The organism is Streptomyces chattanoogensis (genome assembly GCF_001294335.1).
Taxonomy (GTDB): domain Bacteria; phylum Actinomycetota; class Actinomycetes; order Streptomycetales; family Streptomycetaceae; genus Streptomyces; species Streptomyces chattanoogensis.
This window is the reverse complement of the sequence record NZ_LGKG01000112.1, coordinates 79143-92284: the sequence shown is the minus strand read 5'-3', so window position 1 is coordinate 92284 and position 13142 is coordinate 79143. Positions and strand designations below refer to the sequence as shown.

At 69.4% G+C, this 13142-nt stretch carries 9 protein-coding genes, 1 pseudogene and 1 riboswitch; of the genes and pseudogenes, 4 read left to right on the top strand and 6 right to left on the bottom strand.

From position 1 onward, the window contains the following. Positions 1-28: 28 nt before the first annotated feature. Positions 29-541 (bottom strand): GNAT family N-acetyltransferase, encoded by a 513-nt coding sequence (locus ADL29_RS40950; RefSeq protein WP_078970960.1) that lies wholly within the window; start codon positions 539-541, stop codon positions 29-31. Continuing rightward, complete coding sequence (locus ADL29_RS45190) at positions 532-1788, bottom strand: NsdA family TPR-like regulatory protein (RefSeq protein WP_245689376.1); 1257 nt, start codon at positions 1786-1788, stop codon at positions 532-534. Before ADL29_RS45190 ends, ADL29_RS40950 begins: the two co-directional genes overlap by 10 nt. A gap of 761 nt (positions 1789-2549) precedes the next feature. Between ADL29_RS45190 and ADL29_RS13215 the strand changes: the two genes are divergently transcribed. Both ADL29_RS13215 and ADL29_RS13210 read left to right on the top strand, forming a co-directional pair. Next, positions 2550-2795 carry a hypothetical protein gene (locus ADL29_RS13215; protein ID WP_053923857.1) on the top strand — a complete coding sequence of 82 codons (246 nt, stop codon included), beginning with the start codon at positions 2550-2552 and terminating at the stop codon, positions 2793-2795. Next, complete coding sequence (locus ADL29_RS13210) at positions 2792-3040, top strand: DUF7848 domain-containing protein (protein ID WP_053923856.1); 249 nt, start codon at positions 2792-2794, stop codon at positions 3038-3040. Before ADL29_RS13215 ends, ADL29_RS13210 begins: the two co-directional genes overlap by 4 nt. Before the next feature lie 153 nt (positions 3041-3193). Here ADL29_RS13210 and ADL29_RS13205 read toward each other — a convergent pair whose 3' ends face one another. Beyond that, entirely contained in the window at positions 3194-3442 is a 249-nt protein-coding gene (locus ADL29_RS13205) for an SCO4226 family nickel-binding protein (RefSeq protein WP_053923855.1), read from the bottom strand. 661 nt (positions 3443-4103) lie between these two features. Here ADL29_RS13205 and ADL29_RS13200 point away from each other — a divergent pair. Next, positions 4104-6161 (top strand): phosphocholine-specific phospholipase C, encoded by a 2058-nt coding sequence (locus ADL29_RS13200; RefSeq protein WP_053923854.1) that lies wholly within the window; start codon positions 4104-4106, stop codon positions 6159-6161. A gap of 68 nt (positions 6162-6229) precedes the next feature. Here ADL29_RS13200 and metE read toward each other — a convergent pair whose 3' ends face one another. The 3 genes from metE to ADL29_RS43465 form a co-directional block, all read right to left on the bottom strand. Then, positions 6230-8554: a 5-methyltetrahydropteroyltriglutamate--homocysteine S-methyltransferase gene (metE, locus tag ADL29_RS13195; RefSeq protein ID WP_053924007.1), complete on the bottom strand. Its 2325-nt coding sequence runs from the start codon at positions 8552-8554 to the stop codon at positions 6230-6232. Positions 8555-8773: 219 nt separating this feature from the next. Then, a riboswitch (cobalamin riboswitch) is annotated at positions 8774-8949 on the bottom strand. A 145-nt stretch (positions 8950-9094) separates the two neighbouring features. Continuing rightward, complete coding sequence (locus ADL29_RS13190) at positions 9095-10273, bottom strand: L,D-transpeptidase (RefSeq protein ID WP_245689374.1); 1179 nt, start codon at positions 10271-10273, stop codon at positions 9095-9097. 138 nt (positions 10274-10411) lie between these two features. Further along, on the bottom strand, positions 10412-11719 hold the full coding sequence (locus tag ADL29_RS43465; protein ID WP_157878488.1) for a DUF6777 domain-containing protein: 1308 nt from the start codon (positions 11717-11719) through the stop codon (positions 10412-10414). Between the two features lie 190 nt (positions 11720-11909). On the opposite strand from ADL29_RS43465, the pseudogene ADL29_RS13180 reads away from it, so the two are divergent. Then, positions 11910-13112: pseudogene (locus ADL29_RS13180) on the top strand (streptophobe family protein); the annotation flags it as partial. Positions 13113-13142: the final 30 nt, after the last annotated feature.

The window sequence follows — 13142 nt, the reverse complement described above, 5'->3', positions numbered from 1 at the left end:
CAGGAGCGTTCTGCAAGCTCTTAGGCGCTCAGATGCGCTTCAGTTCCTTGGCCATGACGGCATATAGCGGCGAGTCGTCTGATGGCTTTGCTTCGCCCACCTTGTTGTAATGCCAACGCTCGTACAAGGATTGGACTTTTTGGTGGGCGGACTCCACCTGGAGAGTTACGACATCAGCTTCGGCCGATTCGAGCAGTGCGTCATGAATCTGCTTTGCCCGACCGGTCCCGCGCCACTGAGGAACCACCATCAACTGTGACAACGCGAAGACTGATCCCCTGGTATTGGCTGGCCGTTGGTGCCCCTTCCACCATCCACCCGGCTTGAGCATGGAACCGTATGCGCACCCGACAGGGCCGCCCTCTTCCCAACCCGATACACACTGCCAGTTCTCACGTGAGGACCACAGGTCGACGAAATACGAGAAGCGTTCGCGCGAATGAAAAGGGTTCGGATCATTCGCGTATGCCTCGTCGTGGATGTCGAGGAGCAGCGACCTGACGTTTCGTGCATCGGCATGGGTGTAGCGCTTCAGATCCAATGGCTGGATTCCTCGATCCACTCGACGACTTCGGGACTCTTTGAGCCTGAGGCTACGATCACCTTCCGTGTCGCGGCCTGAGTGTTAGCGATTCTCCTTGAACCTGAAGAGGGCGGCAGTAATGCATGAGCCTGCCTGCCTGTCGCACAGGCCAGCTCCAGGTCCCCTTGTCTGGCCTGGGCCAGCGACAGGTGTGCTGTGTACAGAGCCCTGTTGCGGGCCATGCCATCAGGGATGGCGGCGAGTGTGCGATGCAGGCAGTACTCTGCCCGTCCGTGATCACCCAGTGCCGACCATGCGAACGAGGACAGGGCGTCCATCTCGCTGGCGTCGAAGAACTTGATCCACTCTGGCCCTGGCGCGTCGGCGCTACGGGCGAAGGAGCGCTCCGCGTCATTGAGTGCTCGCAGAGCTTCTGAGCGATGCCGGAGGCGCGCAAGTCCAATGGCGTTCCGAATGTGCCCGAAAGACGCATACAACGGGTCTCTCCGGGCGGCGGAGGAGCGCTTCATCACCTCTGCTCCGGCGACGGCTTCGGCGTAGTTCTCACGCTGGCCGGACGTGAGGATCAGGTGGTTCCAGATGAGGAACATCGTCTCGCTGTCGCGGGACAAGCTGGCGAAGGTCAGGGCTTTGTCGAGATGAGTGCGTGCCCGCTGCGGAGAGCGTGCGTCGATGGCTGCGAAAGCCGCAGAGCTGATGACTTCGGCGGCGAGTTGATGAAGCATGTTTCGCACGCGAGTTGAGCACGACGACACGGCAAGGGTGGACTGAATTCGGGAAGCCAGTTCCGCCGCGACGTTTTCCACCTTCCGCGATCCTCCTACGGCTTGTTCCTTTCGGAGGATTGCCACGTAGTCCTGATGGAATCGCCGGACATCGTTGGTGCCAAGGCGCCCATGGGTGGGTGTGTACGGAGCGGCTATGGCCAGCGCTGTACCGCTTGCGGCGGTGAGGAGCGCACGTCGATGCACGGGATCTTCCTCCGGTGGTGCGATGCGCTTCTTGCGAGGCACAAACCCTAGGTCTTCGGCGCCGGCATCGAGAACCTTCTCCAGGCACAGCCTGATGCGGTCCTGCGGCCACTTCGTCTTGCCCCGCAGCCATCGCCGGATGTCAGCGTCGGTGACGTTGCCCGGCTTGCCTGTCAGGAGCTCGATCTCTGCATTGATCTGACGTGCTAACTCGGCTTGAGAGAAGCCCAATTCGGCGATCCGTGCTGCGAGCTTGCGATTCCCCTGCGTCATGCTCTCACGGTAACGACGTGCGATCGCCCAGTCACAGAACAAGGTAAAAATCACCGGGGTCGTGCGAGGGGAGATGGGGACCTTTCACCTGTCGGCTGTGCCGTGCCGGCCGTTGACTAGGCATCACCACATCAATGGCCGACGGTGCAGAAGCTCGTCAGGCAGCGCGTGTTCGTGCCTGACGGCAAGCACCCCCGCGACGGGCGAACGTCCGGGGGCATGGCCACCAACCCCACGGAGGTTGACGACAGTGCCCAAAACTACAGCGAGACTTCTCTTGCCGCTGCTGCGGCTGCTGTTTCCCACGCGGGGCCGCCACCGATCGGCCGGCGCGCTGCCTGCTGCGTGGTGTGAGGGGGCGCTGACGCTCACGCCTCCCCGCGGGCCCGTCCGGCATTCAGGGCTGCTGTGTGGTGAGGACTCGGCCTTGATCCGCCCGTACGTGCTCACGTCTGAGGAGTGGCGGGAGCGTCGCTTGCAGCGGGGGCGACGGCGGGCGCTGTGGCTGGCGGTGCATGGCATCGACGCCGGGCCGCGCTGGATTCACGGTGTGGAGGTGATGGGCTGATGCCCCGCAACTGTCGTCCCGTTCACCTGCCGGATCCCGTTCCGGTGCCTGAACCTGAGCCGGTACCCGGGTGCGACGTGTGCGCGGCACTGGCCCGCCAGCGTGACGCGGCGCGTTCGGTCGGAGACAAGGCGAGGGTGATCGACTGCAACATCGAGATCCGTCGCCACCCCCACGCGAAGGCGGCGCGCCGATGACCGCGGGCGCATGGTTGCGGTGGTGCGACCGGGTTGGGGAAGCGTGGAACCGGCATGTCAGGCATCGGGAGTTGTACCGCCAGCTTGATCTCGTGCGGGCGGAACTCACGGCCCGTGCCGCGTGGGTGGACCAGCTGTCCGATGAGGAGATCGCGGAGATGCTGCGTGGTCTGACCGTGTGCATCGATGCCGTGCTGGAGAGGGGCAGTGATGCCCCGGAGCGCACGGAGGGTAGGTCATGAGGGCGCGGGACGGGTTCCTGGAGTGGACGCTTCGGGCCGATCCGAAGGTGGGGCTCAGACACGTGGGGAAGTGCATGATCTGCTGGGAGTCCTGTGTCGATACCCGCTCCGCCGACAAGGCCCGGGACTGGTGCCTCAAGCACGTGGGCGCCACCGGTCACACCGGCTTCCAGGTGTCGGCGTTCGAGTTCTTCGACGCCATCCTCACCGATCACCCGTCGGTGAACGGCACTCCGCCGACGTAGGGAGCCAGGGCGGGGCCACTCGGCTCTGGGGTGGGGTAGGCCCGTGCGCGTTGTGGCTCGCAGGGGGCGAGCCGCGACTGAAGCGTTGCATCGCGATGACAGCGGCCCCTGCCGGCGTTCGGCCGGTGGGGGCCGTTGCGGTGCCCGGGCCGCTCACACCGTCAGCGGCACCGGGTGGATCTCGTCCGCCTTGTGGCCGGCACGCTCGTGCACACGCTGTACGGCCTCGGCCGACGGGGCCTCGGACAGGCAGAAGACCTCACCGGACTCGGGGTCCGCCCAGGCCCGGGTGAAGTGGACGTTTTCCTGGCTCTCGATCGCGAGGTCAGCCTTGTGTGCCTCCTTGAGCTGATCGGCCGTGATCCCTTTCATGCCGTGATGGACGTCCATGAATTGCGGCATCTGACTCACCTCTCCAGCTCGCGGACCTCCGGCTGCCGGATCTCCGGCCGCCGGATCTCTGGATTCCGGATGAATACGCCTCTTCCCTCATGGTCCATCCATTTGCCTCGCATCGCTGCACCAGCGCGCCTGGACAAGCGTGGCATCCGCACGCAACCGCCGATTCTCGATAAACGTGCAGGTCATCATCGGTGTCGGTGTCGGTGTCGGTGTCGATTCCTGGGCCGGCGGGACTCGGGCCGTGCCCGGCGCTGCGGAGGTGTCGCTGTGTTCGGCGACGGCGTCCCGGCCGGCCGCTTCTGAAGATCCTCCATGGTTGACGACGGTCCGGCGACAGCCTCCGTCACGGCCACAGTCGACATCTGACCTGCACCGTGCCGTCCTCCGTGCCGTTCCCCGCCGTATGGTGCCCGTTCATCCGCCCTTCCGGTACCGCGCCAGGCGGCCGTCCCCGCGGGAGGGGCCGCCATGTCCCCGCCCCGACCAGCGAGTTCGTTGTGCGTACGGTGATATGTCACACGTGGGACACCCCCCCTTCCCCACCACTCGATCCTCTTGGAACACTCTGCTGAGTCCCGTGACCGCACAACCCCTCACACGCTGACCCCAGCGTTGCCCCACGTCCGCGAACTCCCCCACAGACCAAGAGGGTCCTGAACTCATGCCTGAACTCAACCGACGGCGTTTCCTCCAGATAGCCGGAGCCACGGCGGGTGCCTCCGCCCTGGCCGGCAGCATTGCCCGGGCCGCGGCCATTCCCGCCCGGCGTCGTACCGGCTCCATCAAGGACATCGAGCACATCGTCGTCCTGATGCAGGAAAACCGTTCCTTCGACCACTACTTCGGCACGATGAAGGGTGTCCGCGGCTTCGGTGACCCGCGTCCCGTCACCCTGCCGAACGGCAAGCCGGTGTGGAACCAGCCCGACGGCGGCAAGGAAGTGCTGCCGTTCCACCCGGACGCCGAGGACCTCGGCATGCAGTTCATCGCGGGCCTCGACCACGACTGGGCCGGGGGCCACAAGGCGTTCAACAACGGCAAGTACGACCAGTGGGTGCCGGCCAAGTCCGAGCGGACGATGGCCTATCTGACCAGGCAGGACATTCCGTTCCACTACGCGCTCGCCGACGCGTTCACTGTCTGTGACGACTACCACTGTTCGTTCATGGGCGCCACCGACCCCAACCGCTACTACATGCTGTCGGGCCATGTCGGCAACGACGGCAAGGGCGGCGGCCCGGTCCTCGGCAACGCCGAGCTCGGGTACGACTGGACGACCTACGCCGAGCGCCTGGAGCAGGGCGGGGTGTCCTGGAAGGTGTACCAGGACATCGGCGACGGGCTGGACGCGAACGGCAAGTGGGGCTGGATCGAGGACGCCTACCGCGGCAACTACGGCGACAACTCCCTGCTGTTTTTCAATAAATACCGCAACGCCAAGCCCGGTGACCCGCTGTACGACAAGGCGCGTACGGGAACCAACGCCAAGGCGGGCGACGGCTACTTCGACGTGCTCAAGGCCGATGTGAAGGCGGGCAAGCTCCCGCAGATCTCCTGGATCGCCGCGCCGGAGGCCTTCTCCGAGCACCCGAACTGGCCGGTCAACTACGGTGCCTGGTACATCTCCCAGGTGCTGGACGCGCTCACGTCCAACCCCGACGTGTGGAGCAAGACGGCCCTGTTCATCACGTACGACGAGAACGACGGCTACTTCGACCACATCGTCCCGCCGTACGTCCCGGCCGACGCGAACCAGGGCAAGTCCACCGTCGACACCAGCCTCGACTACTTCCCCGGTGACGCCAGCTACTCCGCCGGCCACTACGGCATGGGTCAGCGCGTCCCGATGATCGTGGTCTCGCCGTGGAGCACCGGCGGCTACGTCTGCTCCGAGGTGCTCGACCACACCTCGATCCTCCAGTTCATGGAGAAGCGGTTCGGGGTCAAGGAGTCGAACATCTCGCCCTGGCGGCGGGCCGTCGCGGGCGACCTGACCTCCGCCTTCGACTTCAGCGGCAAGGACACCGACCCGGCGAAGCTCCCGGACACCGCCGGCTACCAGCCGCCGGACCACGAGCGCCACCCCGACTACGTCCCGCACGCCCCCGCCAACCCGGCCCTGCCCAAGCAGGAGTCCGGCTCCCGGCCCACCCGCCCCCTGCCGTACGCGCCCCTGGTGGACGGCTCCGCCGACCCGGCGGCCGGGAAGTTCACGCTCACCTTCAGCGGTGGCGACGCGGCCGGTGCGTGCTTCCACGTCCGGTCCGCCAACCGCACCGACGGCCCCTGGACGTACACCACGGAGGCCGGCAAGACGATCTCCGACACCTGGAACTCCGCGTACTCCAAGGACGTTTACGACCTTTCGGTGTTCGGTCCGAACGGCTTCCTGCGGGTCTTCAAGGGCCCTGGCAAGACCGTCGGCCCCGAGGTGACCGCCCGCCATGACGGGACCACCGGAAACCTCACCCTGACCATGAAGAACCCGGGCAAGACCGACTGCCACCTGAAGGTCGTCAGCGCCTACGGCGGCGCGAGCGAGACCTTCACGGTGCGCGCCGGTGCCACCGTCAAGCACACGGTGGACCTGCGGGCGAGCAAGCGCTGGTACGACCTGTCGGTGACCTCCGACGGGGACGCTTCCTTCCTGCGCCGGTTCGCCGGGCACGTCGAGAACGGCCAGGTGGGTGTGAGCGACCCGGCGATCATCACCGGCTGAGCCAACCGTCACTGGCAGGCAGGGGGCCTGCGTCCCGGACCGGACGTAGGCCCCCTGCCCGTACTGCCTCAGGACCCGGCGCCCGGCAGCCCGTCCCGCGCCGTCCGCGCCGCCGCGACCAGGTTCTCCAGCGCCGCCCGCACCTCCGGCCAGCCGCGGGTCTTCAGACCGCAGTCCGGGTTGACCCACAGCCGCTCGGCAGGAATCGCCTCAAGTCCCTTGTGGAGCAGGGCAGTTGCCTCGTCGACGGACGGGACGCGCGGGGAGTGGATGTCGTAGACGCCCGGCCCCACCTCGCGCGGATAGCCGGCCGTGGCGAGCTCCCCGGCGACCTGCATATGGGAGCGGGCGGCCTCCAGGCTGATGACATCGGCGTCGAGGTCGTCGATGGCCTGGAGGATGTCGCCGAACTCCGCGTAGCACATATGCGTATGGATCTGGGTGTCCGGGCGGACCCCGCCGGTGGTGAGGCGGAAGGCCTCAGTGGCCCAGGCCAGGTACGCGGCGTGACCGTCGGCGCGCAGCGGGAGCGTCTCGCGCAGCGCCGGCTCGTCGACCTGGATGACCGAGGTGCCCGCCGACTCCAGGTCGGCCACCTCGTCCCGCAGCGCGAGCGCCACCTGGCGGGCGGTCTCGGCGAGCGGCTGGTCGTCGCGGACGAAGGACCAGGCGAGCATGGTGACCGGGCCGGTGAGCATGCCCTTGACCGGGCGGTCGGTGAGCGACTGGGCGTAGGCCGTCCAGCGCACCGTCATCGGCTCGGGGCGGGAGATGTCCCCGGCCAGGACCGGCGGACGGACATACCGGGTGCCGTACGACTGGACCCAGCCGTGCTGAGTGGCCAGATAGCCGGTCAGCCGCTCGGCGAAGTACTGGACCATGTCGTTGCGTTCCGGCTCGCCGTGCACCAGGACGTCGATCCCGGCCTTCTCCTGGAAGGCGAGCACCTCGCGGATCTCGGCCGCGATCCGCTCCTCGTACGCCGCGGCGCCGATCCGCCCGGCGCGCAGATCGGCGCGGGCCGTGCGCAGTTCGGCGGTCTGCGGGAAGGAGCCGATGGTCGTCGTCGGCAGCAGCGGCAGCCCGAGGTGGGCGCGCTGGGCGGCGGCCCGTTCGGCGTACGGCTGAGCGCGGCGGCCGTCGGCGTCGGTGACGGCCGCCGCGCGGGCGCGTACCGCAGGGTCGTGGGTGAGCGCCGAACCGGACCGGGACGCCAGGTCGGCGCGGTTCGCGGCGAGCCGGCCGGCGATGACGGCCGTGCCCTGGGACAGACCGCGCGCCAGGGTGACGATTTCGTCGGTCTTCTGGCGGGCGAAGGCCAGCCAGCGGACGATCCCGGGATCGAGGTCGCGCTCGGCGGCGGCGTCCAGCGGGACATGGAGCAGGGAGCAGGACGACGCGACATCGACGTGGTCCGCCAGGCCGAGGAGCGTTCCCAGGGTGGCCAGCGACTTCTCCAGGTCGTTGAGCCAGACGTTGCGGCCGTTGACGACGCCGGCGACCAGACGTTTGCCGGGCAGTCCGCCGGCCGCCGCGAGATCGCCGAGGTTGGCGGCCGCGGCGCCGGTGAAGTCCAGCGCCAGCCCGTCGACGGGCGCCTTGGCCAGCACCGGCAGCGCCTCGCCCAGCCGGTCGAAGTACGAGGCGACCAGCAGCTTCGGGCGGTCGGTGAGGGTCCCCAGATCGCGGTAGGCGCGGGCGGCGGCGTTCAGTTCGGCGGGGGAGCGGTCCTGGACGAGGGCGGGCTCGTCCAGCTGCACCCACGCGGCCCCGGCCGCCCGGAGATCGGCCAGCACCTCGGCGTACACCGGCAGCAGCCGGTCGAGCAGCGTCAGCGGGTCGAAGTCCGCGGCCGCACCGGGGGCGGGCTTCGACAGCAGCAGATAGGTCACCGGCCCGACCAGGACCGGGCGGGCGCGGAGCCCGAGCTCCAGCGCTTCGGTCAGCTCCGCGACCTGCTTGCTCGAATCCGCGGCGAAGACGGTGTCCGGCCCCAGCTCCGGCACCAGATAGTGGTAGTTGGTGTCGAACCACTTGGTCATCTCCAGCGGCGCCACGTCCTGGGTGCCGCGCGCCATCGCGAAGTAGCCGTCCAGCCCGTCGGTGGCCACCGAGGCCCGGTGCCGGGGCGGGATCGCGCCGACCATCACGCTGGTGTCCAGCACATGGTCGTAGTACGAGAAATCGCCGGTCGGCACCTCGTCGATGCCGGCCGCGGCGAGCTGCTGCCAGTTGCCGCGGCGCAGCTCGGCGGCGGTGCGGCGGAGGGCATTCGCGCCGACCCGGCCCTTCCAGTAGCCCTCGATGGCTTTCTTCAGTTCACGGTGCGGTCCCTGCCGGGGGTAGCCGTGCACGGTGGCCCGTACCGCGGTGGCGGCGGAATTGCTGGTCACGGAGCCGGGATTGCTGTTCACGGAGCCGGAATTGCTGGTCACGGAGCTCTCCTTCGCGAGCGTGTCTCCTACGACCCCGGCGACGGGGGAGGACGCGAAGGGATGACCGACCGGGCGGACCGCCGGGCGTGATCGCGCCGCCGTGCCGCCTGCCGTGTCCGCCGACCCGCCCTCGAGGTCACCGAGATCACCCCGTACACCGGTCGCACGGGGGCAGTGGCAGGTCTTCGGACTCGCGGGCACGTCTGCCGGACTCTTCCGGCGGACACCTACTGGCCGTCGCTTCCCGGACCCGTCGGGTCCAGTGCGTATGACGGCGGTCGTTCCCGCTCACCGCTGCGGGGCAGTCCCGGATTTCCACCGGGTTCCCTCTTACGACGCCGTGTCTGCTCAACGGGGAGGTGCCGGGCTGTAGCGGCGGAGCCGTGTAAGCCCGGTGCCGCTGCCGGACAGCCCCGCGCAGCGGCACCGCCCGCCGCAGGCGCAACCGTGGGAAAGCCGGACGCGTCGGCCCAGGCAAAGCGCAGCGGACGGGCTAACTCAGAGGGCGGACCGGTTACGCCACTGCGACCAGGACTCCTGCCAGACCTCGAGCCCGTTGCCGACGTCGGTCTTGTTCGGGTTGCTGGTGCCCTTGACCTCGACGGTGGAGCCGATGGTGAGGAAGTCGTAGACCTTCTTGGCGTCGCTGGTGGTCATCCCGAAGCAGCCGTGGCTGGTGTTGGCGACGCCGAGCTGCTTGTTCCACGGTGCGGAGTGCAGGAAGGTGCCCGACGCGGTGAGGTGGGTGACCCACTGGGAGTCCAGCATCCACTCCTTGCCGTGGCCGATGGTGGAGGAGTCCATCGTCTCCGCCGCGTTCTTGCTGCGTACGGTGTGGACGCCGCCACGGGTCGGGTCCTGGGGGGACCCGGCGGAGCCGGTGACGCTGCCGATGTTCTTGCCGTTCTCGTACATGGTCAGGGTGTGCGAGGGCACGTCGATGACGGCCTTGTGGTCGGCGCCTATGGTGAAGCCGTAGTTGTAGTCCCGGGCGAACCAGCCGCCGGTGTCCCCGGAGTCGATCCCGGACAGTGCGCCCTTGACGGAGACCTTGGTGCCGGCCGGCCAGTAGTCCTTGGGCCGCCAGTCGATCCGGTCCTTGCCGGACCAGTCCTTGACCCAGCCCCAGGCGCCCTGGACGTGCGGCTGTGTGGTGACCTTCAGCGCCTTCTCGATCTCGGCGCGCCGGTCCTTGGCTATCGGGTGGTCGAAGAGGATCGAGACGGGCATTCCGGTGCCCACGGTCTGGCCGTTGCCGGGGGTGTTGGTGAGCTTGTTGACCTTGTCGGCCTGCTCGGTGGTGAAGACCGAGGTGGCGGCGGATTCCTTGCCGCCGTCCGACTTCGCCTTGGTCTTCACGGTGTAGGTGGTCTTCGGGCGGACCTTCCCGGCCGACTTCCATGACGTGCCGTCAGAGGTCAGTTGGCCCTCGACCTTGGCGCCCTGGTCGTCCTTGACCTCGACCGAGGTGAGCTTGCCGCCGTCGGCCCGTACGGATATCGGCGCGCCGAGCTTGGCCTGCTTGCTGCCCGCGGCCGGTGTGACGGTGACCTTGGCCGCGGGGCCGTCCGCCTTCGACGAGGCGGTGCCCGTCCCCCCGCACGCGGTCAGCACGGTGGCCGTGGCGATCAGGGCGGGCAGGAACCGGGCGGGGTGGCGACGGGGTGCGGCGTGCACGGAGGTCCTCCAAACAGACAGTTGACAGCGGGGAACCCGCCGCATCTACAGAGGGTTTGTCTGTTTCGGAGGTTGTCTGGACGAACGGAGATTTATGACACGGTTCGGTATCGGAGCCGCGGGTGGGCGACCGCGGCCTCAGGGGGACGGTGACGTCCCGCCGCTGCCGGGTGACTCGCTGGTGGTGCCGGGCCCTTCGGTGGTGGGGCCGGACTGTTCGGTGGACCCGGTGGCGGGGCCGGACGGCTCGGACGGCCGTTCGGTGGTGCCGGGCTGCTCGGTGGACCCTCCGGTGGTGGTGCCGGGCTGTGAGGGCGGCTCTCCGGTGGTGGTGCCGGGCGGCTCCGTGGACCCTCCGGTGGTGGAGCCGGACGGTCCGGTGCCGGTCCCGCCGGACGTGGGCGGAGTGCCGGAGGGCCCGGTGGAGCTCACATCGGGCGGGGGCGTTTCCCGGTACGGCGGGGGGAGGGACGACGGGGGCCCGCTGGGGGTCTCGTCGGGCGGGGGAGTCGGGATGTCCTTGGCGGGGCCGTCGGCGCCCTCGGGGCGTGCGAACCACTCGCCCGTCTTCGGGTCGCGCAGGACGAACTCCGGGACCTCCTTCTTCGCGGGCAGGACGACCACCGCGTCGGAGGGCTGGTATCCCGGCCACGTCCGGCCGCGCGTGTGCCCCCCCTTCTCCAGTTCCTTCGGTTCCATAAGGGGGTTCCCGCACTTGCAGCGCATCCGCGGCACTCCGTGCGCGTCGATCAGGACGGCGGTGCCGGCCTGCAGCACCGACTGGAACTCGTAGAGCCTGCCGTCCTTGTAGCCGTGGTTGGTGACCCGGGTGTCGTAGCCCAGCCGCACGGGGGTCAGCGACCTCAGGTAGGACGGCAGCGCGTTCGGCGCCTGGCCCAGGGCGCCGGCGACCGCCCGGTTCTTCGCGGGGTCGCTCCGCAGATACCCGATCTGCCTGTCGACGTCACAGCTCGCGCTCTTCCTGGCGCCGCCGTAGAGGCCGGGCGTCGAGCCGTGGAAGGCGCTTGTCGTGCCGGCGGACTTCCTGGGCGTGGCGGACGGGGAGGGGGTGGACTCGTCCGCCGTCGACTCGGTGACCGGGTTCCGGCCGGCCGCCGCGGCCGGTTCGGCGAACACCTCGGCGGTGCCGGAGCCGCCCGGGCGGGTGAGGAGGAGGGTCACGATCACGGCCACGACCACGGCGCCCGCGATGATCGCGACCCGCCATGCGGACCGCCACCAGGGCTCGCCGCCCCGCGCTCCGCCGCCTCCCGGACCCCCGGGGCCTCCGGGGCCGCCGGGCGGCCCGGGCGGTCCCGGGCGGCTGGGCTTCCGCTGCCGTCGCCACGGCCGGGTGCGCTCCTGGGTGGGCTCGTGCGGGGGACCGGAGAGCGGGCCCGTCGGCGGCCCGGTCGGGCGACTGCCCGGAGGTGGTGGAGATGCCACGGGTCCCTCCTGTGGCGCGAAATAAGCCATTCGGCCGTTCGGATTTGCCCTGTTTGTCGACTCCTCTACCATTGTGTGCCGCTATCTGGCGCTGTCTGCAAGCGGGGCGGAATCCGGCGTGCTTACGTGGTGCGGGCAGAGGTGACACACCGATTGTTCCCCTGCGTCCCGCCCTGCTAGGAGGCAACAGATGCCACGCCCCGCGTCCGCCGCTCCTCCGGGCCCGGTAGGTGCTCCGGGCGTACCTCCCGCCGTACGGGCCTGGGCGCAAGCGCTCGGTACGGCCCTGTCGGGCATCGTCACCATGATCGCCGTCGCCGCGCTCGGGCTGTGGGCGGCCGGTGCGACGGACCTGCCCGGCGGGGCGTTCCCCTCGGTGGTCGCGGCGGCCGTGGTGATCGCCGCGGGCGGCACGGTCGGCCTGTCCGGCGAAGCCGGGATCATCGCACAGGGGGCCGCCGCTCTCGACGCGGTACCGCTGTCGGTCACCCTGGCCGGTGCGCTGGTGGTCGCGGCCTTCTTCCTGCTCCCGCTGCGCCACCGCGCGGTGGCCGGCACCCAGGAGCTGCTCGGCCGGATCGCCCGCACGACGGTGTGCTGGCTGGTGCTTCTGCTGCTCGTCGCGCTGGCCGCCCGGCACGACTTCCGGATCTCGGTGGGCAATGACCTCGTCGACGAGCTCGGCGCCGAGTTCGGCACCACGCCCACCGTCGGCTTCCACGCCGATCTGGGCGCGACCCTCGGCTTCGGGCTGCTGTGGGTGCTGGCGTTGCTCGTCCTGACCTTCCTCGTCTCCCGCCGGGCGCCGCTCTCCTCCCGGCTGCTGCACTTCCAGGATTCCGTCCGGCCGCCCGCCTTCGCGATGCTGTGCATCCTGCTGGCCTACGTGGCGATCGGGCTGGTTGCCGGCATCGTCGAGCTGATCACGGGGGAACACCCGGCCGATACCTTTGCGGTGCTCTGTCTCGGGCTGCCGAACCTGGCCTGGATGGCGCTGGGCATCGGCATCGGCGGCGCCTGGACGGGCCATGTCGACAAGGCCATCGGGCTGCCCATGCCGCAGGTGCTCGACGACATCCTGCGCACCGGCCACGGACCACGCACCCTCGACCTGGGCGCGATCGCCGAGCACGACGGCCGCGCCTGGCTGCTGGTGGCGGTGGCGGTCGTGGTGCTGTCGGCCGCCGCCTTCCTCGCGGCGGTGCGCTCCCCGGCGCGGCTGCCGGCCTGGCGGCCCGCCGTCGAGCTGGCCGTGGCGCTGGCGCTCACCCTGCTCGTCGTCGGACTGCTCACCCGGATCTACGCCCACTACGGGCTCTCCCTGATCGGCGTCGGCGATCTCGGCGGCAACCTGGGCGGCGAGGTCGTCCTGCAGCCGCAACTCCTGCGGCTGGTGGGGGTGGGCGCGGCATGGGGGCTGGTC